This is a genomic window from Microcoleus sp. B3-D2 (assembly GCF_036705345.1).
Taxonomy (GTDB): Bacteria; Cyanobacteriota; Cyanobacteriia; order Cyanobacteriales; family Microcoleaceae; genus Microcoleus.
The window spans coordinates 138,386-164,438 of sequence record NZ_JAUBUG010000001.1 but is presented as its reverse complement, the minus strand read 5'-3'; the positions used below and the strand labels follow the sequence as shown (position 1 = coordinate 164,438).

Genomic DNA, 26,053 nt, shown 5'->3' with positions numbered 1-26,053 from the left:
TGTAATTGACACTAAACCGAACTTGCCTCTCAAGCCCTGAGTATACAGCCATGACAGCACTATTTCGCCGCATCCAACCCTCGAAAAAGCTCCGCATCACCATCAGGTCGATCGCCCAACTGCTCAAAATCAGCCAAAATCAAATTAAGCGAGTCGAATCTTGGGCTTTCGTGGTTTTTGTGCATCGGCGGGACAGAGGCGGACAATTTATCTCGTACCGCAGGCTGGAAGAATGGCAAAATGCGATCGCCCATCACATCCAAACCTGCCCCACCCTTGGAGAACTCTCGCAGCTCAAAACATCCATTCACTACGACAGCCGGAAATTCAAAAAACAATCTCTCCCAAAAACACTTGACTTTTTAAATCAAATGTGCATTGAAAGACAAGACGAACTCAACATCTGGGAAAGCTTAAACTGCATTGCTTCCTAGCAAAAATGAGGCAGATTTCCTTTCCAAAAACAGAAGCGAAACATTTGCGAGCAATTGCGAGATAAAATCACCCCAAAAATCACCCGCGAATGCTCCGCCACATTCATGAAAGCAATCACCAAAGCAATTAAGACATTGCTTGAGCGATATAATCAAAATAAGGAGCTGCTTCCTTAGCATCCTCCTGATTGAGCAAAGCCAAAGAAGCTTCCTTCAAACAGCGGATAGCTTCGACCATGCCAGGAACAGGAACGCCCAGAGAATTATACATTTCCCGAACGCCAATCAAACCGATGCTTTCGATCGGCTCTTTGTCACCCGCCAAGATACCGTAGGTAATCAGGCGCAAGTACCAGCCGTAGTCGCGCAGACACAAAGCCCGTTCGCGCTGGCCGTAAGCATTGCCGCCAGGAGAGATAAAATCAGGTCGTTTTTTCCAGAGTTTTTTACTAGCTTCTTCAACAATTTTCCTCTCACTGTCAGACAGCGCAGTAGCAATACGCACCCGCTGTTCTCCGGTTTTAAAAAAATCTTTGATGCTTTGAAGTTCGCCGGTACTGGGATAGCGAAGTTCGTCGTCGGCTTGGAGAATTAGTTGGCTAACTACGCTCATTGTTATTCAAAAAAATTGAGGATATTTGAGAGTAAGATTAATTGACATTCTCATCCCTTAAAGATGAGATTCTTGGTTGGGCGATTTACTTTGCTTCTAACATTTATCAACATTAGAAGTAGCGGGTAAATCTCCGCAAACGTTATGCTTGATGTTCAAGCCAGTTTCCCTGTGTTGCAGGGTACTGCGGGAAAAACTCAAAAACTGCGAGTGAGAGTTTTGATGTCGGCAGACACTTTGACCGTTTAACGAGTTTTTGCTAGCTCGCCCCAACAGCATATCGCACAGGCTCGATCGAGACAACTCACGGCAGGCTTGACTTGCAGGTTGAAGCTTGGCTTTAGCAGCAAGACGTTCAGCAGCAGGAATACAGCCTGCTATTGAGCTTGAGTGCGATGGCTTACGCCCCGCTTCGCTACGACTTATCTCAGGAAAGAGAGAGCGATATTGCATTACCACATTAAATCCTACCACGACTACTTGTGACCAAATCTAAATTCCCGACCCCAAACTCGACGAAATTGGCAAACCCTTGCCAGCAAGGTCAACTGATTGAGATAGAGATTACTGACTTGACAGACACCGGCGACGGAGTTGGTCGTTTTGGTGAGTTAGTAGTGTTTGTGCCCGATACCGTGACGGGCGATCGAGTCCTTGTTCGGCTCGTGCAAGTCAAATCCACCTATGCTACAGGTAAGCTGGACACACTTCTGGAAGCATCCGAACACCGCATCCGAGCTAACTGCATTGTCGCCGACAAGTGCGGTGGCTGTCAGTGGCAGCACGTAGATTATCAATATCAGCTTGCAGCCAAGCAAAATCAAATCATTCAAGCCTTAGAACGGATTGGCGGATTTAGCAATCCCCAAGTTGATGAAATTTTAACGGGAAAAATCGAGGGATTTTCCCAATTTTTGGGATACCGCAACAAAGCGACTTATCCCGTGGCAATATCTGCGACAGGTCAAGTCCAAGCAGGTTACTATCAAAAAAGCACCCACAAATTAGTCAATCTCAATCAGTGTCCGGTGCAAGACCCGCGCCTCAATCCTTTGTTAAAAGAGGTCAAAGAAGACATCCACTGGCGGGATTGGCAAGTCTACGACGAAAAGAAACATACGGGAGAATTGCGTCACTTGTCCTTGCGGATCGGACGGCGCACCGGCGAGATGCTGCTAACTTTAATAGTTCGCACTGGAGACTTGCCGGGAATCGAAGAGCAAGCATCAGAGTGGCTGAAACAATATCCTCAACTGGCCGGTGTTTGTTTGAATATAAATCCCGCTCAAACAAATGTGATTTTTGGTGCAGAAACTCGCTGCATTGCAGGTCGTTCTTATCTGCGAGAAAGCTTGGCTGGTTTGAAATTTCAGCTAAGAGCTGATACTTTTTTCCAAGTCAATACAGAGGCGGCTGAAGCTTTGTTAGAGGTAATTGTAGGGGAATTGAATTTGCAGGGAAACGAGGTTTTGGTTGACGCTTACTGCGGAATTGGTACTTTTACTTTACCCCTGGCAAAACAAGTAAAAATAGCCATTGGTTTAGAAGTGCAACCGGCGGCGATCGAACAAGCCAAATTAAATGGTGAGTTAAATGACGTGAGAAATGTCGATTTTCAGGCGGGAACTGTAGAGAGTTTGCTGCCTTCCTTGGGATTGACACCGGATATTGTGCTGTTAGATCCGCCGAGGAAAGGGTGCGATCGCGCGGTTTTAGAAGCTATCAAGGAAATCAAACCAAATCGCATTGTTTATGTTAGTTGCAAGCCGGCTACTTTGGCTCGCGACCTCAAGATTTTGTGCGAAAATGGGGATTATAAGTTAGCGCGAGTGCAGCCGGCGGATTTCTTTCCTCAGACTTCTCATGTTGAGTGTGTGGCTTTTTTGGTGCGGTAAATCAAAAGGGCGATCGAGCTTATTTGATTAAGTGTGAGATAGCATTTATTGCAGGTTAAATCTTTTGATGAGGTTCCTGATGCTTTTTACCTGATTAACTCGACAGAGAATGAAGATTAGGTATTTGTGGTTTGGGTTAGCGGCGATCGCCTGTTTCATGAGATTTTGATCGGTTCACAGCTTTTACTCAAAGAGTGTTCCTTGAATAGCCACGGGTAACTGTACAACAGATGTTTTCTCTTTCTTGCGGTGTTCTTGTGTGATTAGGTCAACCCCTTCTAATGTTGGGGGTCGCCAAAGTATTGAATCATCTGGGTCGTGGTCGCGCATCCGTTTCAATGCGGTGTCGCGACTATTCGTGGCATAGCAATAGCTACATCCAAAAACGCAGGTTTCATAAGCACCGATATCCACTGACTCAACACAACCACAATCCTGTCGAGTAGGAGCAGCCTTGAGACGACTTTCTCTATCAGGTCGCAGCATCCTAACTATATCAATATCAATGCAGTGGGCTTTTTCAATACTTTCTCCTGCCAGATTATCATCACAGCACGAATACAACTTAATTCCCCGTGCAGCGGCAATATCATGTAATTGCTGAAGCAGTTGGCGTTTCTCCTCTAGACAGGGGCGATCGAACTTTACGTTGTACTTTTGTGCCACTTTCCCTAAGTTGCGCTCTGTTTTGCCGTAGAAATCGACAAAAGAAAAGTAACAGCGCCGAGTGTAGCCTTCCAGGTGGCGACTGAGGAAGTCAAACTGCTCTATATGGAAAGAAGGTGGAGTCAAATCGCTAAGTACGATGGGGTCATATCGCCACTGGACTCGATCCGCAGAAAGACGCTGTGAAAGTTGCTTAAAAGTATCGATCGATACCGAAAGAGGCGGATTGCGGCTCTCTATTGCTTTTGGATAACCAATCATGGTGAAATGAAAATAGAAGCAGTAACCGCGATCGGTCAGAAAATCTAGGTGTGGCAGCAAAGGCTGGGGATTGCGAGTCCAAAACACAATAGCTAAGCAGTCTTCCGGTTGAAGTGAGACGCGGTATACTTGCCTGCTAAATGGGTTTATCCAATGGCAAAAACCTGCTCGAATGCGGTTGAGAAACCACCTCGAGTAGAAGGCTGGAATATCAGTTCGACGACTGGCACTGATAATTTTCATTTGACTTATGCGCTTGACACCTACAAGTATTATATCGCAAATTTGACAAAAAAATCAACAAATGCAAAACCATCGTTCTTTTCATCCTTATATTGCAGATGCCTATACTGCTGTACATCAATGGCTTGCAACTAACCCAGAAGTCAATGGATATCAAAATATAAGCTCTTACAAGCAGTGTGATGATAATAAAGAACCTTTCAAAAGTGCGGCAGCTCAATATAGCCTTTATTTTCCCACACACTATTTTAAAGTCATCCATACTCTAGAAAATATTATTACTCCCGAAAAGTTGCTGACTTGGCTTGACCAGAATCGAAATATTTGTTTTGTGGATGTTGGATGTGGTGCTGGAGCGGCTTCTATTGCTTTTGTGGAGATAATTTTACGTTTAAAAGAACAAGAAAAAATCACTCATCCACTCAATATTTATTGTCTAGGTATAGACGTTAATAAATGGACGTTGGCAATCTACAACCAATTGATTAAACAAGTAAAAAATCAAGTTATTAGCTCAAATATTAACTTGGAATTTAGTATATCACCCACAAGTATTAGAGAGGCATTTATTTCAGTAATACGTGATTTATCACAAAAGCGGGAACAATGGCAGCAACCGTTTTTGTGTCACGTTTTAATGATTCATTCTACAGTTGTCGATTTGCTTAGCAGTCAGCACAAACGTCAACAACAACAATATGAGGAATTAAAAAAATTAGGCATAGACTCAGATTTAATTGTTAGTAATTATGATGAGTACAGCAAAGAATATGCACTCGCCTATAAACAGTTATTTGAAGAAGTTCCAATAGATCGTTTATCTGTAGTTACGATTGGCACTGATCGAGACAAATTGACTGTTCAAAAAATGTCAGATGCACTTGCTCAAGGATTTAAGAGCAGTCATCATAATGTTGAGTCCAATTCACTTAGTAAAGAGATTCATCGAGTTTACTATGAAAACCCTATTGGCAGTTATTGGAGAAATATGAAAAATATTATAAAAGTGCCTAAACCTTCAGAGTTTTATGTCGATATCAGTACGATCGTCAGTGCCAAGTTGCAGCAAGATAACGACTGGCATCAAGTTATAAGTACAGAAAATATTGAACGGGCTTGGGTTCGCACGCGCAAATATCTTTTTGAAGAATCACTTTTTGATGAAGTGGAGATCCGCCTATTTGAAATAAATCTTGAAGGCAACATCAATCGACTACAAAAACAACTAATTGCTTACGTACAAGAAGAAGCACATAAAGAGGACTATATTCCCTATAATTTTGTAAAAAATTCATCAGATACCCGTCCTAAAGGTTTATCCAGAATGGAAGTTGAAATTCTGTCAACAGCAATTATTCAAAAATTAGGAAAAGAAGCATCGCGATTACAAGGAAATAGCTATGCTTATCGTTTAGCAGCACAAGGACAACGTGAAACTGAATATCTATATGCAAATTGGTTTACTGCATATAGCCGTTTTCTTTCAAACCTGCGAAGGAACGCACAAAAATACGAAAATGGTGTAGTAATCCGTGTTGACATTGAATCTTACTATACAAGAATTGTACAAGACAGTTTACTTGAGTTAACAAAAGATTTAACGGAAAGCGAGCGTATCCGTTGGTTACTTAAAATATTACTTTCAAAGCAATTGGAGGAGCATCAATTGGGTTACGGTATTACTCAGGGAAGTATTGGTTCTGCATTTTACGCTAACCTCTATTTAAAACCACTCGATCTAAGATTTGGTACTCAACCTAATGATAATGAGTGGAAGGTGATGTTTTCTAGATACCTTGATGACATGACCCTATTTGTACCCGATCCAGATGATGTCACCGCTGTTTTAGAAACACTTAATGACGAATTAGAAAAACTAGGTTTGAATCTCAATAATGAGAAGACAGAAATATACGATCGAGTTTCAGATTTTGTGGAAAGCATTAAAGAAGATGATTTGTTTGTAGAAGTGAACCTAGAATTTGATAAAGTAATGAACGGGTTATGGATTGGCAATTATCAGTACCGCAATGAGTTCGCAGGAGCTTATAGAAATAATGACTATCTGTGGCGACACCTGATGGATCAATATCAAAAGTGCCTTTGTCATATCAAAATTTATATCGAAGTCCCCGATTTGAGCAGAAGAATATATAAGTATTTATTTGACAGTAAAAAACGCTATAAAGATTTAAAAACAAAACTAGAATTAAATTTGCCACATCTACCATCTGACGATCGTGAAATGTCGATTGAAGAGTGGGCTTATGACTTTCACAAGTTAAACTCTGAGTGGATGGGAGAAAAAGATAGGTTAAGGACAAAATTAATCAATATATTTCGTGAAAGTTTGAAAGAAATAGAAGAAATACAAAAAATACCTAGCGATCGTGAAAAAATCAGGAGGCAAAGAACATTAAAAACATACATTCGCTTTGCAGTTAATAAGTTGCTTATACTTGGCTTCACAGAGATAGTAAGAGATATTGTTGAGATTTTATGTGAAAAACCGTGGGTTTTTCGCGAACCCTTACAAATTGTGGAAAGTCTAGCAATACAAGGTTATCTAGTTGAGCTTATGGAGGTAATAGCATATTATCAAAACCGAAGTATTAAAATGAGTGAATATATACGGGCTATCAGTCTTCGGGCAATACGTTTTTTACCCACAATTAATGAGTATGCTTGGGAAAAAGTGGTTGAATATTCAATAAATGGGACTTTAGTAGAGCGACTTATGGCAACAGAAACATGGTTGTGTTTGGCTTACAATAATCTGTGCGATGGTCTTGTACAAGATAGCCACATAGAGGCTGTGTCGATAGCTTTACACAGCGAACCGCTACCAACAGCTAGATTAAAGAAAAACTATTTGCTGATATTGGGGTTGTATAAGCGGGATGCCATTAGTGACGAGTCTGTTGATAATAATGATTATATGCTCTGCGAAGCTTATAAAATGGCATTAGAAGGAAGTATAGAAGATTTATTTGAAGATTACGAACCAAAAATAATCCGAGATAAGTATTATAGTGGTAAAGATCAGTCTAGTGGAGATGGTGAGGCTGAGCTATCTCCATTTAGTTAAAGAGTCTTGACAAGTAGAATAAATATTGTTTTTCAATTGTAACTAGAAGCGGGCACCCCTCTACTTCAATTCCTGGTATTCTATACATTTTATCTCTCACACTGAATTGCAATATTGAACTTTCTGTGAGTGAAAATATTGCTTCGCGGCGGGTGATGGCAAAAGTGGGAATGCAGTACAAACAGAAGGTGGATTGCTGGGGTGCAAACTCGATCCAGCCCGGGCGGAATCGGAGGGAGTCCAGAAGTATAGAATAGAGGTTGCGGAACCGGCACACCGCCCGATCGCTCGCCCCCAGCAATTTGTTACCCTAAAAATAGAATCTCCCCTCCCTCAACTCCCTCCCATGAACAACGCTTCTCCCCTGATTCAAACGATAACTCCAGAACGCTGGGCCGGGTTTAGTATGGACTTTATAGGGGCGGGTTACACGGGTTTGTTGGTCAAAAACGGCCGCGCCGTGCGTACCCTGAAATCCGGGCGGCATTTCAGCTTCGCCCTTCCCCTGCTGGAACAGTCTCAAATTGTCCTCGTAGACACCAAACTCCGCAATTTGGATGTACAGTCGCACGGAGATTTTTTATCTAAGGATCGATTTTTAATTGATGCCACCCTGACTGTTATTTATCAAGTGATAGATCCGAAACGAGTAGCTTTGGAATTGTCCGATCCTCTAGCTGTTTTAGCAAGTGCAGTTAAGGATTGTATGGGATTAGCGATCGCGCAAATACCCCTACAACAGCTTATCAGTCAAGGACGACTGTTGCTGCGCCAAAATTTGCTCGATCGCGTCCAAGATTTTTATACTCTGGGTTTTAACTTAGAAGACGTGCGAATTGGCGATGTCAGCTTTCCCGAAACCAACGGAGTTATTCGCCAAGTTGAGGGAATGAGTGCCCGACAGGAAGCAGAAAATGCCGCCGCCCTGCAAATGAGAATTGCCGAAGCAGGCCGTCCGATTGTTCCTCAATCTCCCGTACAGCAGTTAAACTTAATTTCAGGTAATTCTCCTGCGAGTCTTCCAGCTTCTGACACAGCAGCAGGGTTCGATCGAGATTTACAACGACTGACAGACCAACTTACTCAAAACAGTCTCCCTCCTGGGAGAAATCCTCCCCAACTTGCACCAACCGTACTCGCAAGCAGTGATCGCAAAACAACCGCATATTTAATCTACAAATTTTCTGGAGAGGCGATCGCCCTAACAGCCAATCCCTTTACAATTGGACGCGAACCAACCAACACTTTAGTATTACAAGATCCGCAAAGTTCGCGCTACCACGCTCAAATCCGCCGCGCCACTGACGAACTTGGCAAACAGCGGTATCAGCTTGTCGATAGCGGCAGTTCCAACGGCACTTTTGTGGGTGGGCAGAGGCTGGCTGCTAACGAGCCTTTTTGGCTGCCAAATGGCTGCGAAATTGCGATCGGCGACCAAAAATGGATCTTTCAAAATTCGTGAGTAATAGATGAAGATTTGTTTAAACAGCAGATAAACGCAGATGAATCCCATCAGCGTTCATCTGTGTTTATCTGCTGACATCTGTGATTGAAAAATCCCAATCTAAGTAACTTGCTTTAATGACGATATACAAGTAATAGATTCCTAATCTACCCTCAACAATATGAATGTTTTTTTAAACCGCAGATAAACGCAGATAAACGCAGATAAACACAGATAAACACAGATAAATTCTATCGGCTTTCATCGGTCAGGTTTCTGTAGGGGCGTTGTCAAGAGTCCCCGCCCTTTCAACACAGCTTGACAACTTCTCCCTCCCCAATTCCCTATACTCCCAGGTAGAAGTCTCTTGCCAACCCTAGGGGGGATATCTCCACAAGCATTTCGAGCGACAATTTGTCAAGATTGAAAATATAAGTAGAGGACAACCCCATGAACTTTTCTATACAATCTGTTTACAACTGGTACCGCGACACCCTCCGCAACCCCAAATACCGCTGGTGGATTATTCTGGGAACGCTGGCATATTTAATAAGCCCGATCGACATTGCCCCAGATTTCCTGCCAGTCATCGGACAAATTGACGATGTGGCAATTGCTGTCTTGCTGATTTCCGAAATTTCGCAAATGTCGATCGACTACTTTAAATCCCGCCAAACAGAGACAGCCTCAGCATCCGAAGCCACCGGTGCCCATTATTCTGAAGCCCAAGGCAGCACCGTTGACGTAGATGCAGTTTCTGTAAAATAATTGCCAAAAATAATCGAGCGCTAAAACCCCGACTTCTTCAAGAAATCGGGGTTTTTGTTTTTTAAATGCCAACTGCTCAGATCGTGCTCCAAAGCTGGTAATTTTAACTTTGACATCCTCACCGACCTAAAGGCACGGTGATTCCAAGAATCACTTCTTGAACCTTTCTGCTTCTTAGCAGCGGCCTCCACCCTCAAGGAGATTTGGTCTTATGCTCGCTCCACAGACTAACCCCGCAAGCCCTGCGGTTTTTACGTGTCGAATACCAAAAGGAATTCTTGTATACTATTTGATTCTGGCGGTGTTTACCATTGCCCCATCCTCTTTTCCCGGTCTACCGATTTTTCTTCCCCGTTGCAATTGTTGCAAGCTTTGGTGTTAGGGTTTATGTCTCCATCGTCACGGGTGGGTCATTGACCACTCAAATCATACCAGTAAAGCCGTCCTAAAAGGACGGGGTTTCTACCCAAATTTTCTGATAATCCATCTGTGTTAACAACAAATTTTTTTTAGAGATGAAGTTTAGCGAAATAGTACAAAAACTTAACTTAGCCACCAGTCGCACCCTCACAGCGTCGGTTGCTACCGATCCAGAAATTACAGGCGCGGCCCCAGTCGATGAAGCTGCACCCGGTACTATCAGTTACATAGAAGGTGCTAAATTTGCCGTTCATACAGCCACTACAAATGCTTCGGCTTTAATTTTACCCTTAGATGAAAGCCTCCAAGCTCAATGTGACGATCGCAACATTGCTTGGATTGCCGCACCAGATCCGCGATTGCTGTTTGCTGAAACGATCGCCATTTTCTATCAACCGTTTCGCCCAGCATCCGAAATTCATCCCTCCGCCGTCGTTCACCCCTCAGCAGAAATTGGTGAAAATGTCTATATCGGCCCCAACGTCGTTATTCAAGCAAAAGTCAAAATTGGCAGCAACGTTTGCATTCATCCAAATGTCGTAATTTACCCAGATGCGGAAATAGGCGAAGGCACTGTTTTACACGGTAATTGTGTCATTCACGAACGTACTCGCATCGGGGCAAATTGCGTGATTCACAGCGGTGCGGCGATCGGTTCCGAAGGTTTTGGGTTCGTGCCGACAGCCACAGGATGGGTGAAAATGGAGCAGTCTGGCTGCACGGTATTAGAAGAGGGCGTTGAGGTTGGGTGCAACAGCACGATCGACAGGCCCGCTGTCGGAGAAACCCGCATCGGCCAGAATACAAAAATCGACAACTTAGTACACGTAGGTCACGGCTGTCAAGTAGGGAAAAATTGCGCCTTTGCCGCTCACGTTGGCATGGCCGGCGGGGTAAGAATTGGCAACAATGTAATTTTGGCAGGCCAAGTGGGAATTGCCAATCAAGCCAAAATCGGAGATGGGGCGATCGCCACTGCTAAAGCCGGAATTCACAGCGACGTGCCCGCAGGTGCGATCGTGACGGGGGTTCCAGCAATTCCCCACAAACTATTTCTCAAAGCCGCAGCCGTCTACAACCGTTTGCCGGAAATGTACCAGTCTTTGAGGCAAATTCAGCGCAAGCTCGATCGGTAGTCAATTGGGAGTTGGCAGTAGTCAGTCGTCATTAGTTAACAGTCCACAGTCCACAGTCCACAGTCAACAGTTAACAGCCAACAGTCAACAGTATTATAGTTGCAACCCCTTAAATGTGGAATAGCATAAACAACCTGCGACTGCTGTCGCCGTCAATACCAGCAATTGTCAAAATAATCTTGTTTTTCTCAACTTGGATTGTTGTGTGGCTTCCTGCAGCGATTGTGCTGGCGATCGCCCTCAAATGGCATCCACCCCAACCCCTGGGAAACAAGAAACTACCTTTACTAGCTTCCCTATACGTGATCGTCCCCTTCATTTTATGGGCGACAATTTGGATTGAAAACACCTCTTTTGCCAATTGGGGTTGGGATTGGCAACCCGCAGTTTTGATGTCATTACTGCGGGGATTAGGATTAGGAATAATCAGCTTAGTAATTTTATTCGGTCTGCAATTAACCGCAGGCTGGATCGACATAAAAAAAAGCGAGACTTCCACCGAAACAGGCGAAAAAAAAATTAATTTTTGGGCTTTAATTTTTAACCATGCTAGTCTGCTGACTCTGTTATTAGGAATGTGGATTAGCGCCACAGAAGAGTTAATCTTTCGCGGCTGCTTGCAAACGATACTTCAGCAAGATTACTCAATGCTAATCGCAGCAGCGATCGCCAGTTTCATTTTCGCGATCGCCCACCTAATTTGGGCAGCCAAAGAAACTCTACCGCAACTGCCCGGATTGTGGCTGATGGGGATGGTTTTAACATTAGCCCGCATCGCCGACAATGGTAGTTTGGGATTGGCGATCGGCATTCACGCAGCTTGGATTTGGGGTATAACTACCGTAGATACAGAAGGCGCAATTAATCCGACAGGCCGCGCACCAGAATGGATTACAGGAATAGCAGCGAAACCGCTAGCAGGTGCAGCCGGCATTTTATTGCTACTAGCAACCGCAACCTTACTCTTCCTGACTCAAATCAGCGTTAATCAGGGCTAATCAGCTTAAATCAGCGGTAAAAATTCCGACATCAATCTAATCGTCGATCGATCGTCACAATCGAAACCGGATTCAGCGCATCAAAACGAGTTGAATTCCCCCCAGCCACAGAACGCGATAACTGCACTTGCACGATTCGGTAACTCCAGTGCGGTTCCCGGCGCACCCGATCGCCCATCCAGCTCAAAACAGTAGCAATATCCTCAAAAGCATCCAAAGCCAGCACGATCGAGCCTCCAGGAAGCAGCCGCAGGGCGCAAACGCCCAAAATTTTAGTCAACCCTCCGCCACTGCCGCCAATAAAAATCCGGTGCGGAGGACGCAAGCGGTGCAAAATTTCCGGGGCGGTTCCGTGAATCGAGAACACATTTTGCAGCCCAAAACGGCCGTAGTTGAACTCGATCGCAGAAGTACCAGAAACCGTTTGTTCGATCGCGTACACCTCAGACTGCGGGAATAAACGAGCAATTTCGATCGACACAGAACCGTTACCAGCACCCACATCCCAGACAACTTGTCCCGGTTGCAAAGCCAATTGTGCCAACACCAACACCCGCACTTCCCGTTCAACCGTCAAACCCGGCTTGTCGCCACAACCGATAAAAGCTGCATCCGGTATTCCCAACAAAGGCAACTTTTCCAAATCCAAAGGTTCTGCCCTCGGCGGGGGTTCCCGCAGCATCACAACCACGCTCAGGGGTGCAAAAGACTCTCCCAGCAAAGCTGACAGAGAACGCAGGCCCACCCGCTCGTCAGCAGCACCCAAATTCTCGCAAACCCAAAACTCGTAGCGTGTAGGCAAATCTAGAGCTTTGACCAAATTTGCCAGGGCCGCCGGAGTATGAGTTTCGTCGGCGAGCACCGCAATTTTCTCGACACCTAGTTTGAGTTTTGCCGTCAGTTCCTCAAAATAACGTCCTTGAGAGCCAACAAAATGAGCGTCTTGCCAAGGGATATGCAAGCGGTTAAAAGCCAACTGCACAGAACTGACATGGGGGTGAAAAGTCAATTCTTCTGCCGGCAATTGGGCAATTAACAACTTTCCCCAGCCGTAGAACAGCGGGTCACCGGCCACTAAAATTACGATCGGTTGAGTACGGGGTTCCACCGTCCCTGCAGAGGGTTCTAATTCGGGTTCAGTCGCCCACCAGCGCCGAATTTCCAGAATTGCTTCGGTCAAATCTTCCAACGCCCAGCGCTCTCCGTCGTGCTGGGGAAAATAGCTCAAATGGCGCTCGCTCCCTATTAGCAGAGCGGCCATTTCTACAACCTGCCGCGCCGATTCGCTCAGCCCAGCAGCTCCATCTAAACCTATACCAACGACGTGTACTGTCACTTTTTAAGCAAAAAGTAAAAAACCAGAATTACTGATTTTTCCTGGTTTTTCATAAATTTTTTCCTTGACTTTACTGTCAAACAAAAATAATTAAAGCATTTAATAGGCAATATCCTGACTCTTTTCACAGGGGAGAGGGGGAGAGGGGGCGAGAGAGTGGGAGAGTGGGAGATGGGGAGAGTGGGAGATGGAAAAAATCTTCACATCGATCCTCTTCCCTCTTCCCTCTTCCTTCTTCCTTCTTCCTTCTTCCTTCTTCCTTCTTCCCTCTTCCTTCGTTAAAACTCAAACACAGGCCAGTCCGGTTGCCGGAGGTAGGTGGTCATGTCGTCAAACTTCCGCAGTTCCACTCGGTTTACGGACAGTTCTTGCGGCGTGTCCAGCCATTGCTCGTTTAACTCTGACAGCAAAGCGCACAAGCGAGCGCGGTCAAGGTTCGGCCCGATGTCCCCAAAATAACCCAGAGTAATGTGTGCCGTAAAATGATATTGCTGTTCAATTCCCAAAGCCATTAAATCGGGATTTTGATAGATCGATCGGCGAAACTCCAGAATTTGCTTGTAAGAGTTTTCGTCCGTCGGTGCCAAACAAACACCCACAGCTCTAGTCATCACCATCAACCCCAGCACTATCCAGCGAATGGGAGCGCCGCCCGCCAAGGGTTTGCAGGCGGCAAAACGATCGGCCATGCGCGAGCGCAGTTGCTCCTCAAATTCGGGATTTTTATCAGAGGCATCTCGAAAAGCGCTGCTCCAAATCAAATCGGCTACGGTTAAATGGAAGCTATCAGGAGGCAGTGCCACGATCGCACCCTCCCCTATTTCCTGCAATAGCCGTTGTTGGCTCGAGTGCAAATTACTATAAAATGCAGCATTTTCTGCATCTTCCCCCGCAGGGGGCGTAATCACCGAATAACCTGGAAAAGGTACCGGATCTCTCCGGCCTGCTTCGTCGGGCTTAAATTTTGGAGATTCCTGAATGTGTTCCACCTGGGACTTGTAGGAGTCCAGCAGCGTCATTCGCGCCACCCGATTTACGTAAGCTTGATAAGTATCATCCAATCTTGATTTCCTCGCGGTGACATACTCCCACACCAAATTTTATATTATGGCGCGGGCTTCCAACAGCCCTATTCAGGATATGTTGGACAAGCCTCGCGTGCAACTGTGATTTTTTTGGCTACTGAGCGTTTTTCATGCAAATTTACCTGTTTTGGGGGGAAGACGACTTTGCGATGGCGCAAGCTGTGACAAGTTTGCGCCAAACAGTCCTCGACCCCAACTGGGCTAGTTTTAACTATGACAAGATTATTGCCGATTCCGCCGACGCTGTGGTCGAAGGGCTTGATCGAGCTTTAACGCCCCCCTTCGGTACCGGCAGCCGTTTTGTCTGGCTGGCAAACACGACTGTAACGCAGCAGTGCTCTCCAGAACTGTTAGCGCAATTTGAACGGACGCTGCCGGTGATTCCCCCTACCACCGTGTTGCTGCTGACATCCCTCAAAAAACCCGACAGCCGGCTCAAATCTACCAAGTTACTTGTCCAGCCCCCAGCCCAAGTGCGGGAATTTTCACCGATTCCGCCTTGGAATGACAAAGAATTAGCCCAGCGGGTGCGCCAAGTCGCGGGCGAAATGAACGTAAAATTGACAGCCACAGCGATCGAACTTTTGGCTCAATCCATTGGCAGCGATACCCGCCAGCTATACAGCGAACTCGAAAAATTGCTGCTGTTTGCGGGCAACCGCAGCCAACCTCTGAACCCGGAAGAAGTTGCCGCACTGGTGCACTGTCACGCCCAAAATACCTTCCAGCTAGCCGATGCGATTCGCGAGGGCAATACCTCCGCCGCTTTGGATTTATTGGCAGGCTTAACTGGCCGCAGCGAGCCTGGTTTGAGGATTGTCGCCGGCTTGACTGGTAAGTTTCGGATTTGGCTTTGGGTAAAGGCAATGATCCAAGCGGGCGATCGCGATGATAAAATTGCTCAAGCTCTAGATCTCGGCAATCCGAAACGAGTATACTATTTTCGGCAAGAAGTCAAGAACGCCAGCTTAGAAAAACTGCAAAAAAGTTTGCCTTTGCTGCTAGACTTAGAAGCTTCTTTGAAGCGGGGGCGGGAAGAAAACTCAACCCTGCAAACCAAAGTTATAGAACTTTCTAGCTTGTTTCGCTGATGCGCGACAGGGCACAGGAGCGGCGCTTTACTGTAAATTTTTACAACAAATTTCGATAGCGGCTATGTGCTTGATGCCGGATCGCGGCCCAAAAGGTCAATAGATACTAGAAATACTCTCAGAATGCCAAAGTAGAAGTTAATGTGGTAAATAAATATTGTCCGCCGAATGCCGATCGGTTAATATTATTTGCCGGCTCTCCACCCCCCCCCAAAAAAGAGCGCTACCCATGACACAACAGAACCCGCGGGAACTGCTCAAGCAAGGCGATCCAAACGCGATCGCATCTAGCATCAACCGTACACTCAAACCCAAAGGCATCAACGCCGATGTGACGCGGGACAACGGCTGCCTCCACATAATTCTGGAGGCAGACAAAGTACCGGATCAAATGGTATTGGTCGATTTCATCCGCACCGGCATGACGAAGCTGGGACTCGAATCAATTCACACTGTAAAAGTTTACGGGCGTCGAACAGGTGACGGATCGCCTGCGTGGGAAGATGAAATTGATCTGATGCCTGCCGAGCCCATGCCTTACCCCTTGGATAGTGGAATGCCTGACGACTCTGTAGGTTTAGATGATGTCGAGCCCGAAGGCGGAGACTATTATCAAGAAGGAGAATTCGATCGAGATGAGGACGAGGAAGACGAAGACGAAGACGAAGATCAAGCCCCGCCTCCGAAAAAACAATTTCCCAAATGGGTAATACCTGTGGGTATCTTAGTACCTCTGGCGGCGATCGCAGGGCTTTTCTTTACTAAAACTTTCCCATTCGGCGACTCTAACCCAGAACCCATCGCCTCCGAAGCTGCTTCCCCCTCCCCCCAACCCTCATCTCCCCCTTCTAAAGCCGCTGTATCCTCTCCAGCCGCATCTCCAGGCACCCCACAGGCAGCCTCCCCTGCACCAAAACCCGCTCCCACTGCTGCTGCGCCAGCAAGCCCAGCTCCAGCTTCTCCTGCACCAAAAGCCGCCGCGCCTAAGCCTGACTCTTGGAGGGAAGCCGTTAACACAGCTCAGAAGGCAGCAATTTCGGCCCAGAAGGCTCAGTCTCAAAATGAGTGGATCGCAGTAGCAAGCGAGTGGCAGCAAGCGGTTAAGCTCATGAGAGCCGTACCGTCAACCAGCGCGAACTATCAAAAGGCTCAGCAAAAAGCGGCAGAGTATCAGGCTAATCTGATTGTTGCCAACCGCAGGGCGGCAGCAGCGCCTTAAGAGTTTTGAGTTTTGAGTTTTGAGTGGAATACTCGATGTGCTAAAAGTCAAAAGTCAAAAGCCAAAAGTAAAAAAAATTGTTTTTACTGAAAGCTTTCTTACTTTTGACTTTTTTCAATGTTATTTAAATTTCATTATTTAACTTGGCCTATTGCTTTAACTCCAAAAGCTGTAATTATTTTTCCTTCAATCGTTTTTAATCTCCTTCTAGTTTCATTTGGGAAACGTCCTACTCTGACGAGATGTTGCTCAACGAAATTGAAGCACAGCACGGGGTATGACCAGACCCAAACCAAGTGGTCCCGACAATACCGTAAGCCGCGCGATCGGGTATGTTGCAACTAGCACCGATCAGACACAAACACAGTCCGCAAAATTCGCTGTATGTAGGCGCAAAAAAAGTAGTCTTTGTAAGACTACTTTTGCATCCTATAATAAGTGCCAAGGAGCGCAGATGAAATAATTTCCACCGCTAAGCATGAGAACCCTTTCTCTACTTCGAGAAACTCTTCTAGTTACACGCTAGCTTGAACACTCGATGAACTCTGCATACTGATTTCTCCTGACTTCACAAATCCGTAGTAAAAAGCGACGGCAGCAGTAAGGGCATTGAGCCAGATATTATTTCCAAAAAGTGGTGTAAGCCCGAACAAGGTATTTGCAAATGGCAGCAATCCTAAGATTGCACCTGCTGCATAAAGGATAGCGAAGATGCGATTGAACACAATGGCTCCGCTTAAGCTAGTAAATGCCGCAATTCCCCAAACACCCACTAAAATGCCAATTGCATTATGAAAATAGTTGGTGGGGAATACCCCGAATATATAGCCAAAGCCTGGTACGGAGGTAAAGTTCTCAGAGGGAGTGAAAAAAGCAGGCACAAATCCAGCTACGCCCAGTAACAAGAAAAGGAGACCTAGACTCAGAGCACCGTAACGAATTGAGGAATTTGAAGATGTTGATGTTTGCATGGCAGTATTTTGATTTTCAAAAATTTTTCGTGTGGACTAAACAAGTGTTTTACTGCTGTTAGAGAAACACAAACAGCTTGTAACTGACCATTCAACTCCTAGCGAGCGAGGTGGAGTACATCTCGAAGAACGCTATAACCAGCCATATCCCAGAGAAGATAGGCGACAAAACCAAGCATTGCTAGACGACCGTTCCATAGCTCTTGCTGCGGGTTCCAACCAAAAATCCAGGCATTGCGATCGGCACCGTTATAAGCCGGAGTTATCGTAGGGACTGGATCAGTATTGATTGTTGAATTCTTCGTTGAAGTCTTCATAGTGGTGAGTAGTTTTTAATTATTCTGTTTCGATTTCATGGTATCGAGTATATTTACTGGTATGGTCTACCATTAGACTTAAATTCTCTCTATATCTAAAGATTGGATTGGTAAGGCTCAACTGTTAATAATGAGCATAAAAAAGTATCCTTGTTTACAGACAATATAGGCGAGGCAATCCCGAACTCTTACTCTTGATGATTGACTTCAGAATCGATTGGAAGTTTAATTGCGTCAGTATCGGGTAGCATTCCTTGAGCATCGCTAGCGGGTACGTCTGGATTGTTGTGAAGATTAACGACACCTTTTTCCGTCTGCTCGCCATCTGCCGAATAAGAGCCTGGAATGGTTGAAGATCCAACAGTTTTGGTCTCACCTGTTCCGTTGCGGATGAGAAATTGGAGGCGATGGGATGAGCGATCGCCTCTCCCTATGGGTTTGTGCTGGTTCCTGCGGTAATGTTGGCATCTAAAACAGCCCTTTCACCCGCATTTGGGGGTGCAAAAAGTTGAGCCTGTTGAGATGCGTTAACTTCTTGATTGGGTTCAAGTGCTTGATTAGGCATGGATACGTTACTCATTTCTAATTTCTCCGTAAATCTGTTAAACAATTACTGCGGTATCAATATCTAGCCTTCCACTTCCCCGGACTTCAGAACCTATCACCATCAGCCACAACAGCGGTGAAATACTTATCGAAAGCCAGAGTTTCCAGGCTTTTGCTTCAACCTGCATTCAACGTACTCAAGCTTAAACTCTTACTGAGCAATTCTTTTCTTCTTAACGCTATCTCGATTACCATTGTCACCTCATCCTACTGAGGACACAACCTATTATAAAGCCACTTTGAAAAAACGAATACAGTCGCCTTTGCTTTACGCTCCTACCTGAGAAGGACGTTGTAAAAAGCACGAGCTGTTAATATTATTAGGTAGAGCCAAGAGCCATCGTTATCTAACTTTTAATAACATTTCCGACTCATTATTTGGAATGCAAAATACTAGGAGAAAAGGAAATCGCGGCTACGCTAAGCCCCCTTACCCCTATGCGCTATCGCTAACGCGAGGCTAACGCCAACGCGCAGGCTTCGCCAACATGGAGGGGGCAGAAGTTGTTTAGCTTCTATTCAACAAAGGCTGCCGACCCAGGCAAAATTGAGTCCGCACAGGCGGGCTTGGTTTGGGGAGCATCGAGACTTCCAGTTTGTGGGCGATTTGCTACCGCCACGCGAGAGAGATTTTTTGAAATTCTTAATCGCCTGAAGAAGCAAGTTTGGATACCCTATCAAACGACTTATGAATATGAAAAAAATCGCCTCTAGGTTATAGTCGCCGATTACCTGAAAGCTAATCAACCAACCGTTATTTATTTTCATCTTTTCAGCTCAGCTTGCGATCGCAGTTTCTTGCCTTCCGGCATACCCCCGAAAACACCTTCCTTTTTTACCTTACAAGGAACGCTCACTATGGCTAATCGAGAACATTTTGCTTATCTAGTGCAAGATGTCATTTGCTCTCATTGGTGGCGGGATAAAAATTCACTTTTCACAACCGGAGAAGCAAGGGCATCATGCTGAAGCAGAAAACCGACATCGGTTCGCGATTAAGCAGAAGGCACCTACTTGGAATGTTTTTGGTAGGCATCACTGGGGCGATTGGATCGGCCTGTACCACCAACTCTATGGAGAGAATTACATCAATGAGAACAGACAAACCACAGAATCAGGATCAGGCATTTATAAACGGACGCCTGCTGGCACGACCAACGCAGCCTACGGGAACGGCACCAAGCGGTCTGCAACCGTTAGGACTTTCGACCAAGCGCGACGGACTCCTCTACGTGCCTAAAAATTACCAAGCTTCCCGACCCGCACCACTGGTGGTGATGCTGCACGGCGCAGGTGGCGACGCACGCGGCGGTCTGACTCCGTTCCAAAACCTCGCCGATGCCACTGGACTCATCCTGCTGGCACCTGCCTCGCGCCGCCAGACGTGGGATGTGCTCGTCGGTGGGTACGGCCCCGATATCGCCTTGATTGACCAGGCGCTGGCGCAGACGTTCACCCGCTACGCTGTAGACCCTACCTGCATTGCGATCGAGGGCTTCTCGGACGGGGCTTCCTATGCCCTAAGTGTCGGCATCACCAACGGCGACTTGTTCAGCCATGTCATAGCGTTCTCGCCGGGGTTTATGGCACCAGCTTCACAGGTTGGCGAACCGCGTCTGTTCATCTCGCACGGCACGCGAGACTCTGTTTTACCGATCGATCCTTGTAGCCGTAAGATAGTGCCACAGTTGCAGGGTGCTGGCTACGATGTGGTTTATCGGGAGTTCGACGGCCCCCACACAATTCCCCCTGCGATTATAGACTCCGCACTGGACTGGTTCACGGCGTAGCAGGCTATTCTCGTACAATCTAAATTTATCAACTCTCAATGAACACAAAAGGCACAGTAGGATTCGACATCATCGGCACCTGCTTCAGTTTGGACAAGCCCCGCCACAGATTGGTAGAGCTGGGTGCGCCCCCTCATGCTCTCGAACTCTGGTTTGCCCAAACCTTACGGGATGCCTTCGCCCTCTCCCATGCAGGCAGCTACCGGCCGCTCAAGGAAGTCCTAGAGGCAGAACTACCCCGGACGCTCAAGGTGTTGGGAATTGAGGCAGATGCCCAGATGCGATCGCATATAGTAAAAGCCTTCTCCGAACTTGAGCCGCAGCCAGAGGCTCTAGAAGCTTTTCGGCTTCTAACGACAGGAGGCTGGAAGCTAGTCGCCCTCACCAACGGCAGTGAGGACTCCACCCACAAGCTGCTGGAACGAGCCAATGCTCTTGAATACTTCGCCAGCATCTTCTCCTGTGATGCGATCGGGAAGACGAAGCCGCACCCGGATGTCTACGCCTTGGCGAAGCAAGATGTCGAGGGCGATGTCTGGATGGTTGCGGCTCATGCTTGGGATATTGCAGGTGCCGCCTGCGCTGGTTTGCGAACTGCTTTCATTAATAAGGAGGAGAAGGACTATCTCGGTGTTTACCCCCAACCAGAGATAATCGCTAGTGATTTGGTTGAAGCAGCGAACCAGATTGTGGAGGGATGACACGCTCCTTAAGGTGAATAAGGTTGGCTGAAGCTCGATATTCTGTGTTCGAGTATACCTGCCGGAAGTTTTGTCTATGACTACTTTGCAGAACGTTTTAGCGCGATCGCAAATCTTGTAGAATAGCTTAGTGGTAATATATGTATGTCGAGAATTGCGATCACATAGCGTCTCCATGAGAATCGTTTGGCGTGGACAGCATCAATTCCCTCTAATTCTTGTTGTAAGACAACCCGGTAGAGGAAGGGGGATAAGCAGCGAGAATCTCCATAACAAGAGTTCGGCAGATTAAAGGGCATCACGTAGCTATAGTTAGAGTTATGAATAACTTCAGTGAAAAGTTGAGAGAGTTTCTTGAAAAAAAGCCACTTTACTCATGGCAAAAGTTTGAATTGCCCGAATATTTGACAGAGTTTACTAACTTGTTCCAGATTGAAATGGAGTGTCCTACTTGTAAGCGAAGTAGACCATTCTCTGATCGAGAAAGTGATAATCGTCCTCGCTATCCTGGGACAACACTAGAATCCAGCCTCTATTCATTTGGGTTCAAGTGCGATAGTTGTTTTTCCAGTGAATATACTTTTTTCATTGAGGTAGATATAGAAAACGGCAAGATTAGAAAAGTTGGTCAAAGTCCTGCTTGGTCAATCAATCTTGACAAAGATATCGAGAGGTTTCTGGAAGATGATTCAGAATTTTTTAAGAAAGCCTTGATCTGTGAATCTCAAGGCTATGGCATTGCCGCATTTTCTTATTACAGAAGAGTTGTAGAAAACTCTATCGGAAAAATCCTTGAAAATCTTCGTTCTATTCTTGCAATGCAAGGCTCCTCATCAGAGAATATAGAACAAATTGATAGAGCTTTAAAGGGAATTGTAATGGATGAAAGAATTAAGATCGCTAAAGATGCAATTCCGAATAGCTTAAGACCAAATGGGATGAATCCTTTAGCAATAATTTACGACACATTGAGTGCGGGAATTCACAGACTTCCTGAAGAGGAGTGTCTAAAGAACTCCGAATATATACGGGTTGCATTGTCCTATCTAATCAAAACACTTAGTCGGCAGAATGAAGAGCAAAGAGCATTTCTTGAGGCCACAAAGAGTCTCAATGACTTTAACAGTAAGTCTAGTTAATCCGATGGAAAAATCTGCCTAACAATTGGTTGGCAGTGCATCTCCAATCTTATAGGCTGCGTTGCTCTTGCATGACATATCAGTCGATTCGATCTATTCGATCACGTTCGCATCAGTTGCTGAATGCGCTGTGGCTCCTCTCCCAGCCAATCTAGATTCTGGGCAGTGCTGTCGAAAATTGATGAAGTTTTGAATGGCTCAAACTCGCCGCGTGATGCCGCTTCTGCCGTTTTTGCTAACAGCGATCGCACCTGCTCGTCATTCATTGGCTGGAACGTCCGCACCGCCTCAAACGCTTGATCGAGAATCTCCATGCTGTCAATTCCCGTAATCACAACCGATGTAGGTAGATTCAGCGCATAGTGCAGACACTCAATTGGCGTTACCGTATTTGACCGTAACAAAATCCCGTTTGCCATGCTTTTCATGCCAAGAATGCCGATGTCCTGTTTAACCAGTTCTGGCACAACCAGCTTCGCAAAGCTTCGGTAGTGTGCATCCATCACATTCAGCGGCAACTGAGCTGCATCAAATTTAAACCCATAACTAGCTGCAACTTCCAGCATATGCAGATGAATCTGGGGGTCTTTGTGTCCGGTGAAGCCAATATATCGGAGTTTGCCAGCTTCCCGCGCCTCAATTAAGGCGGCATTTGCCCCTTCTGGATCGAAAACTCGATGCGGGTCCTCGAACCGGAGAATTTCGTGGTGCTGGACGAGATCGATGCAATCAACTTGCAGGCGTTGCAGTGATTCGTCTAGCTGTCTTGCGGCTTCTTTCTTGGAGCGACCGTCAATTTTAGTCATCAGGAATACTTTGTCTCGGTAGCCCTCGCGGAGAGCTTTCCCCATGCGAATCTCGCTGGCTCCACCGTTGTAATCCCAACTGTTATCCATAAAAGTGATGCCGCGGTCGATCGCAGTGCGAACAATCCGGATACCCAGTTGCTCATCCACATACTTCAATCCGATGTGCCAACCACCCAATCCGATCGCAGAAACTTTCTCTCCTGTGCTGCCAAGAGTTCGGTATACCATTTCTGAGTTTGACGTACTTTGTGACATCTGTTCTCCTTGTTTTGCAGCTATTGCTTTTGTATTAACAGTATTGGACGATCGCGCCGATCGCCTAGCGTCTTATGTAGCAGAATCGCGCACTTTCGGCTCACCCATCCTCACCGTCGGACACAGACGATCCGTAGCTCGATCGCTCAGGGATTCGATCGCCATCCGGTTGCTCTGGGCCCCCCATCTCATTGTTTTGCCGTGCGGCTTTGTCACTCAAAGAGGTTAACAGCGAAGGCGATAAAGATGAGTGGCTGTCTTTTCCAAAAGCGCGTTCAGTACCAATGCCACCTGTTCCAGGTAACAACCGATTAAACCAACCGATCGCAGTGGTAGAAAGCCCTGGAAAAAGAGCATAGAGTCTGGCACTAAACCAAGTCCAAAGTGGCACAATTACCTCTGCATCACCCCGTCGAAATCCCGCAATGGTCTCACGAGCAACCTTTTCGGCACTCGTCGAGATCAAGGGCAACGAATCAGCAATGCTGAACCAGGTAAACTCCTTGCGGTGCTGACCTTTGAACATAGCGTGGTCTATCACGCCTGTGCGGATGAAACCCGGACATACCGTTGTGACAGCAATCCCGTCCTTTGCCAGTTCTGTCCGCATCCCTTCCGAGAAACCCGTTAAGGCAAATTTGCTGGCGCAATACGCCAACATATGCGGAGAAACTACCTTGCCGCCGATCGAAGAAATATTAACGATGCGTCCCGCCTGTCGTTGACGCATTTCTGGGAAAACCGCATAAGTAGTGTATAGCGGTGCCCAGAAATGCAGCTTCATCAAATCGTCGTAGTCCTCCATCGTCAATACGTCCATTGGCCCCACAAGGTCGGTGCCTGCGTTGTTAATGAGGATGTCGATCTGACCGAAGCGATCGCGCACCTGCTGCACCATCTGGTCAACCTGGGAGCGATCGGTGACATCACAGGGAACAGTCAGCACCTCTCCACCGCACTGCTCCAGCTCCACACGCGCCCTTTCGAGTTCTGCGCGATCGCGGGCACAAATTGCCAAACGCGCTCCTTGCTGCACCAACTGGCGTGCCATAACCAAACCAAGTCCGCGAGAACCACCCGTAAGCAGCACCGTCTTGCCTGTGAGATCGTATTGACGTTCGCGCCACGATCGCACCACCCAAAGCACGACGAGCAAAGCGGCCACGCCAACTGCAAAAAGAATAAGAGGATTCTGATTATCTATATAGGAATTCATGGTTACAACTCAAATGCTGATGTATGGTGAAGCGCAATCTACCCTATTACCTGAACCTGATATAGCAATCCTTAATCATTTGTGAATTTCTTACTCCCTCCCCTTGCTAAGGGGAGGGTTGGGGTGGGGTAAAAAATTTACGACTCATGTAGGATTGCTATATGATAGTTATTGTTAATTTTAAAGGTATTTTAAACTACAATTTTTTATTGGTAAAGCGCTGGCAGTTCAATTTCCTCAGCGACTTATTTCTATCCCTTTAAAATTAGCAATACCTATCTACCTCTTCGGTTTAAGTTGTTAGCCAGACTTTTTTATTCTCAACAGAAGTTTCCCTCAAAGGGGAACTTCTGTTGAGAAGCTGCTGTTATGGCGATCGCGGTTGGCTAGAGAGTGGGAGCTAAAAAGCTATTCTCTTATTGCCCAATCAGCTCCCCTCTCAATAAAAGCCATGCAGCCGCTTACCAGGCAATGCTTTGTCTTGTAATGAGAGGCTTGGCTGTTATTGCAATTAGGCTGCCATTTCTTGCTGAATCTTGCTCTTGGCAGCTTTGAATTCGGTTGCCATTTGCTCTTTTTGCTCGTCGCTGCAATTCTTGTCAATCGCCGCAAACATCGTGGATTCTTCTTGACGAATGTGGTCGCCAACCGCCTCCATCAGGTCTTTAATTCTCGATCTAAACTCGTCGGCATTAGTGGAGTCCATAGCCTTAATTTCATCGAGCACCTGCTTCATTTGCGCTTGCTCATCGTACAGCTCTTGAGTGTTGTCATCACCGTAGAACGATCGAATTTTGGGATAGACGACTTCTTCTTCAGCTTGAGCGTGTACCAACAAATCTTTGTAGAGTTGCCCGAAATACTCTTGGAGCTTTTGAGGGTCTTTAGTAGCTCCGATTTCGGTAAAGATGGTATTCTCCTTGTTATGATCCAGCCGGATGAGGGTCTGGATGTTCATATCTTGTTTGTCAGTGTTTTGAGTGGCTATGCTGCCAACTACACCCGACAATGCAGCAATCCCATCTTGCACCCGTGCCCAGAGTCCCTGGTCAGCGTCTTTACCAGTCATTTCCCGGACACCCACCAGTTCGAGCATTCCTTTGAGTTGTTCTTGGTGAGCGCGACCCTCAAAGTTGACGGTATTCAAAGGGCCAATTGCCACTTCAATATCAGCTCCAACCTTCTGAGCGGCTTTGTGAATAATGATTCCACTCATGGCTTGACCATGCTTCATCAGTTCGTGGTGCATGAGTTTCTGATAATACGTAAACTCATCGCCGGACATCATCTTCTCAAACTGCGGAATAAATATCTTGGTCGCAGCACTAGGTTCAGCTTGAATCCCGTATTGGACGATCACCGTCTCTATAATGCCCAGGTTTTTCTGGTCATCCTCAAGCATATTCTGGAGACGCTTGCGAACATCTTCATCAGGGCAGGCATCTATTAGCTTTTGATCGTTCGAGATAATTAAATTTTGAAACGCTTTCAAGTCCGCCAATCTTTCGCCGATCGCAAGCCGTTTTGTATCGTCTAACGTTGTAACCATGTT

Annotated in this window: 26 protein-coding genes; 14 read left to right on the top strand and 12 right to left on the bottom strand. The window is 46.2% G+C overall.

The window, feature by feature from the left end; genetic code table 11:
* The first annotated feature begins 50 nt into the window (after nt 1-50).
* Entirely contained in the window at nt 51-434 is a 384-nt protein-coding gene (locus QUB14_RS00710; RefSeq protein WP_333213654.1) for a hypothetical protein, read from the top strand.
* 127 nt (nt 435-561) lie between these two features.
* On the opposite strand, the gene QUB14_RS00705 is transcribed toward QUB14_RS00710, so the two are convergent.
* Nucleotides 562-1,047, bottom strand: a complete 486-nt coding sequence (locus QUB14_RS00705; protein WP_190655955.1) for an allophycocyanin subunit alpha-B — start codon at nt 1,045-1,047, stop codon at nt 562-564.
* Between the two features lie 96 nt (nt 1,048-1,143).
* Nucleotides 1,144-1,521: a hypothetical protein gene (locus tag QUB14_RS00700; RefSeq protein ID WP_333213656.1), complete on the bottom strand. Its 378-nt coding sequence runs from the start codon at nt 1,519-1,521 to the stop codon at nt 1,144-1,146.
* Between the two features lie 8 nt (nt 1,522-1,529).
* On the opposite strand from QUB14_RS00700, the gene rlmD reads away from it, so the two are divergent.
* A complete protein-coding gene (rlmD, locus tag QUB14_RS00695) occupies nt 1,530-2,942 on the top strand; it encodes a 23S rRNA (uracil(1939)-C(5))-methyltransferase RlmD (RefSeq protein ID WP_333213658.1) in 1,413 nt (470 codons plus the stop codon).
* Between the two features lie 183 nt (nt 2,943-3,125).
* On the opposite strand, the gene QUB14_RS00690 is transcribed toward rlmD, so the two are convergent.
* Entirely contained in the window at nt 3,126-4,112 is a 987-nt protein-coding gene (locus QUB14_RS00690) for a DUF1848 domain-containing protein (protein WP_333213660.1), read from the bottom strand.
* A 61-nt stretch (nt 4,113-4,173) separates the two neighbouring features.
* On the opposite strand from QUB14_RS00690, the gene QUB14_RS00685 reads away from it, so the two are divergent.
* The 5 genes from QUB14_RS00685 to QUB14_RS00665 all read left to right on the top strand — a co-directional run bounded on the left by QUB14_RS00685 (nt 4,174) and on the right by QUB14_RS00665 (nt 11,966).
* A complete protein-coding gene (locus QUB14_RS00685) occupies nt 4,174-7,200 on the top strand; it encodes a reverse transcriptase domain-containing protein (protein WP_333213662.1) in 3,027 nt (1,008 codons plus the stop codon).
* Between the two features lie 193 nt (nt 7,201-7,393).
* Nucleotides 7,394-8,662 carry an SPFH domain-containing protein gene (locus QUB14_RS00680; protein ID WP_333213664.1) on the top strand — a complete coding sequence of 423 codons (1,269 nt, stop codon included), beginning with the start codon at nt 7,394-7,396 and terminating at the stop codon, nt 8,660-8,662.
* Between the two features lie 432 nt (nt 8,663-9,094).
* Entirely contained in the window at nt 9,095-9,412 is a 318-nt protein-coding gene (locus QUB14_RS00675; protein ID WP_333213666.1) for a YkvA family protein, read from the top strand.
* Nucleotides 9,413-9,927: 515 nt separating this feature from the next.
* Nucleotides 9,928-10,968 carry a UDP-3-O-(3-hydroxymyristoyl)glucosamine N-acyltransferase gene (gene lpxD, locus QUB14_RS00670; RefSeq protein ID WP_333213668.1) on the top strand — a complete coding sequence of 347 codons (1,041 nt, stop codon included), beginning with the start codon at nt 9,928-9,930 and terminating at the stop codon, nt 10,966-10,968.
* Nucleotides 10,969-11,081: 113 nt separating this feature from the next.
* Nucleotides 11,082-11,966 (top strand): CPBP family glutamic-type intramembrane protease, encoded by an 885-nt coding sequence (locus QUB14_RS00665; protein ID WP_333213670.1) that lies wholly within the window; start codon nt 11,082-11,084, stop codon nt 11,964-11,966.
* A 31-nt stretch (nt 11,967-11,997) separates the two neighbouring features.
* Here the strand turns inward: QUB14_RS00665 and cbiE are convergent, their stop codons facing one another.
* Together cbiE and QUB14_RS00655 are read right to left on the bottom strand one after the other, a co-directional pair.
* Nucleotides 11,998-13,302 carry a precorrin-6y C5,15-methyltransferase (decarboxylating) subunit CbiE gene (gene cbiE, locus QUB14_RS00660; protein ID WP_333213672.1) on the bottom strand — a complete coding sequence of 435 codons (1,305 nt, stop codon included), beginning with the start codon at nt 13,300-13,302 and terminating at the stop codon, nt 11,998-12,000.
* 278 nt (nt 13,303-13,580) lie between these two features.
* Nucleotides 13,581-14,321 (bottom strand): DUF1868 domain-containing protein, encoded by a 741-nt coding sequence (locus QUB14_RS00655; RefSeq protein ID WP_190655984.1) that lies wholly within the window; start codon nt 14,319-14,321, stop codon nt 13,581-13,583.
* Between the two features lie 176 nt (nt 14,322-14,497).
* Between QUB14_RS00655 and holA the strand changes: the two genes are divergently transcribed.
* Together holA and QUB14_RS00645 are read left to right on the top strand one after the other, a co-directional pair.
* On the top strand, nt 14,498-15,478 hold the full coding sequence (holA, locus tag QUB14_RS00650) for a DNA polymerase III subunit delta (protein ID WP_333213674.1): 981 nt from the start codon (nt 14,498-14,500) through the stop codon (nt 15,476-15,478).
* A gap of 229 nt (nt 15,479-15,707) precedes the next feature.
* Nucleotides 15,708-16,697 (top strand): hypothetical protein, encoded by a 990-nt coding sequence (locus tag QUB14_RS00645; RefSeq protein ID WP_333213676.1) that lies wholly within the window; start codon nt 15,708-15,710, stop codon nt 16,695-16,697.
* 515 nt (nt 16,698-17,212) lie between these two features.
* Here QUB14_RS00645 and QUB14_RS00640 read toward each other — a convergent pair.
* The 4 genes from QUB14_RS00640 to QUB14_RS00625 form a co-directional block, all read right to left on the bottom strand.
* Nucleotides 17,213-17,668, bottom strand: a complete 456-nt coding sequence (locus QUB14_RS00640) for a DUF4383 domain-containing protein (protein WP_333213678.1) — start codon at nt 17,666-17,668, stop codon at nt 17,213-17,215.
* Between the two features lie 98 nt (nt 17,669-17,766).
* Complete coding sequence (locus QUB14_RS00635) at nt 17,767-17,985, bottom strand: chlorophyll a/b-binding protein (protein WP_006634090.1); 219 nt, start codon at nt 17,983-17,985, stop codon at nt 17,767-17,769.
* A 430-nt stretch (nt 17,986-18,415) separates the two neighbouring features.
* Entirely contained in the window at nt 18,416-18,565 is a 150-nt protein-coding gene (locus QUB14_RS00630) for a hypothetical protein (protein WP_333213680.1), read from the bottom strand.
* 22 nt (nt 18,566-18,587) lie between these two features.
* On the bottom strand, nt 18,588-18,719 hold the full coding sequence (locus QUB14_RS00625; protein ID WP_333213682.1) for a hypothetical protein: 132 nt from the start codon (nt 18,717-18,719) through the stop codon (nt 18,588-18,590).
* A 376-nt stretch (nt 18,720-19,095) separates the two neighbouring features.
* Between QUB14_RS00625 and QUB14_RS28670 the strand changes: the two genes are divergently transcribed.
* From QUB14_RS28670 to QUB14_RS00605, 5 genes are all read left to right on the top strand, one after another.
* Nucleotides 19,096-19,305, top strand: coding sequence for a PIN-like domain-containing protein (locus tag QUB14_RS28670; protein ID WP_445251878.1), 210 nt, complete (start codon nt 19,096-19,098; stop codon nt 19,303-19,305).
* A gap of 181 nt (nt 19,306-19,486) precedes the next feature.
* Nucleotides 19,487-19,831 carry a hypothetical protein gene (locus QUB14_RS00620; RefSeq protein WP_333213684.1) on the top strand — a complete coding sequence of 115 codons (345 nt, stop codon included), beginning with the start codon at nt 19,487-19,489 and terminating at the stop codon, nt 19,829-19,831.
* Nucleotides 19,824-20,381 carry a hypothetical protein gene (locus tag QUB14_RS00615; RefSeq protein WP_333213686.1) on the top strand — a complete coding sequence of 186 codons (558 nt, stop codon included), beginning with the start codon at nt 19,824-19,826 and terminating at the stop codon, nt 20,379-20,381. Before QUB14_RS00620 ends, QUB14_RS00615 begins: the two co-directional genes overlap by 8 nt.
* Nucleotides 20,382-20,419: 38 nt before the next feature.
* Nucleotides 20,420-21,082: a haloacid dehalogenase type II gene (locus QUB14_RS00610; protein WP_333213688.1), complete on the top strand. Its 663-nt coding sequence runs from the start codon at nt 20,420-20,422 to the stop codon at nt 21,080-21,082.
* Between the two features lie 320 nt (nt 21,083-21,402).
* Entirely contained in the window at nt 21,403-22,221 is an 819-nt protein-coding gene (locus QUB14_RS00605) for a hypothetical protein (protein ID WP_333213690.1), read from the top strand.
* Between the two features lie 101 nt (nt 22,222-22,322).
* On the opposite strand, the gene QUB14_RS00600 is transcribed toward QUB14_RS00605, so the two are convergent.
* From QUB14_RS00600 to QUB14_RS00590, 3 genes are all read right to left on the bottom strand, one after another.
* Nucleotides 22,323-23,285: an aldo/keto reductase gene (locus tag QUB14_RS00600; RefSeq protein ID WP_333213692.1), complete on the bottom strand. Its 963-nt coding sequence runs from the start codon at nt 23,283-23,285 to the stop codon at nt 22,323-22,325.
* Between the two features lie 100 nt (nt 23,286-23,385).
* The gene (locus QUB14_RS00595; protein ID WP_333213694.1) at nt 23,386-24,501 is read right to left on the bottom strand and encodes an SDR family NAD(P)-dependent oxidoreductase; all 1,116 of its coding nucleotides are present in this window, start codon (nt 24,499-24,501) and stop codon (nt 23,386-23,388) included.
* 511 nt (nt 24,502-25,012) lie between these two features.
* A complete protein-coding gene (locus tag QUB14_RS00590; RefSeq protein ID WP_333213696.1) occupies nt 25,013-26,050 on the bottom strand; it encodes a hemerythrin domain-containing protein in 1,038 nt (345 codons plus the stop codon).
* Between the last annotated feature and the right edge of the window lie 3 nt (nt 26,051-26,053).

What these genes read in the sequence shown, in the direction of transcription:
- QUB14_RS00630 (WP_333213680.1), bottom strand. Translation starts at nt 18,565, where the DNA reads ATGAGTAACGTATCCATGCCTAATCAAGCACTTGAACCCAATCAAGAA.
- QUB14_RS00590 (WP_333213696.1), bottom strand. Translation starts at nt 26,050, where the DNA reads ATGGTTACAACGTTAGACGATACAAAACGGCTTGCGATCGGCGAAAGA.
- QUB14_RS00685 (WP_333213662.1), top strand. Translation starts at nt 4,174, where the DNA reads ATGCAAAACCATCGTTCTTTTCATCCTTATATTGCAGATGCCTATACT.
- QUB14_RS00705 (WP_190655955.1), bottom strand. Translation starts at nt 1,047, where the DNA reads ATGAGCGTAGTTAGCCAACTAATTCTCCAAGCCGACGACGAACTTCGC.
- holA (WP_333213674.1), top strand. Translation starts at nt 14,498, where the DNA reads ATGCAAATTTACCTGTTTTGGGGGGAAGACGACTTTGCGATGGCGCAA.
- QUB14_RS00610 (WP_333213688.1), top strand. Translation starts at nt 20,420, where the DNA reads ATGAACACAAAAGGCACAGTAGGATTCGACATCATCGGCACCTGCTTC.
- lpxD (WP_333213668.1), top strand. Translation starts at nt 9,928, where the DNA reads ATGAAGTTTAGCGAAATAGTACAAAAACTTAACTTAGCCACCAGTCGC.
- QUB14_RS00605 (WP_333213690.1), top strand. Translation starts at nt 21,403, where the DNA reads ATGAATAACTTCAGTGAAAAGTTGAGAGAGTTTCTTGAAAAAAAGCCA.
- QUB14_RS00600 (WP_333213692.1), bottom strand. Translation starts at nt 23,285, where the DNA reads ATGTCACAAAGTACGTCAAACTCAGAAATGGTATACCGAACTCTTGGC.
- QUB14_RS00640 (WP_333213678.1), bottom strand. Translation starts at nt 17,668, where the DNA reads ATGCAAACATCAACATCTTCAAATTCCTCAATTCGTTACGGTGCTCTG.
- QUB14_RS00690 (WP_333213660.1), bottom strand. Translation starts at nt 4,112, where the DNA reads ATGAAAATTATCAGTGCCAGTCGTCGAACTGATATTCCAGCCTTCTAC.
- QUB14_RS00625 (WP_333213682.1), bottom strand. Translation starts at nt 18,719, where the DNA reads ATGCAGGTTGAAGCAAAAGCCTGGAAACTCTGGCTTTCGATAAGTATT.
- QUB14_RS00645 (WP_333213676.1), top strand. Translation starts at nt 15,708, where the DNA reads ATGACACAACAGAACCCGCGGGAACTGCTCAAGCAAGGCGATCCAAAC.
- QUB14_RS00655 (WP_190655984.1), bottom strand. Translation starts at nt 14,321, where the DNA reads ATGACGCTGCTGGACTCCTACAAGTCCCAGGTGGAACACATTCAGGAA.
- QUB14_RS00620 (WP_333213684.1), top strand. Translation starts at nt 19,487, where the DNA reads ATGTCATTTGCTCTCATTGGTGGCGGGATAAAAATTCACTTTTCACAA.
- QUB14_RS00675 (WP_333213666.1), top strand. Translation starts at nt 9,095, where the DNA reads ATGAACTTTTCTATACAATCTGTTTACAACTGGTACCGCGACACCCTC.
- QUB14_RS00635 (WP_006634090.1), bottom strand. Translation starts at nt 17,985, where the DNA reads ATGAAGACTTCAACGAAGAATTCAACAATCAATACTGATCCAGTCCCT.
- QUB14_RS00595 (WP_333213694.1), bottom strand. Translation starts at nt 24,501, where the DNA reads ATGAATTCCTATATAGATAATCAGAATCCTCTTATTCTTTTTGCAGTT.
- QUB14_RS00665 (WP_333213670.1), top strand. Translation starts at nt 11,082, where the DNA reads ATGTGGAATAGCATAAACAACCTGCGACTGCTGTCGCCGTCAATACCA.
- QUB14_RS00710 (WP_333213654.1), top strand. Translation starts at nt 51, where the DNA reads ATGACAGCACTATTTCGCCGCATCCAACCCTCGAAAAAGCTCCGCATC.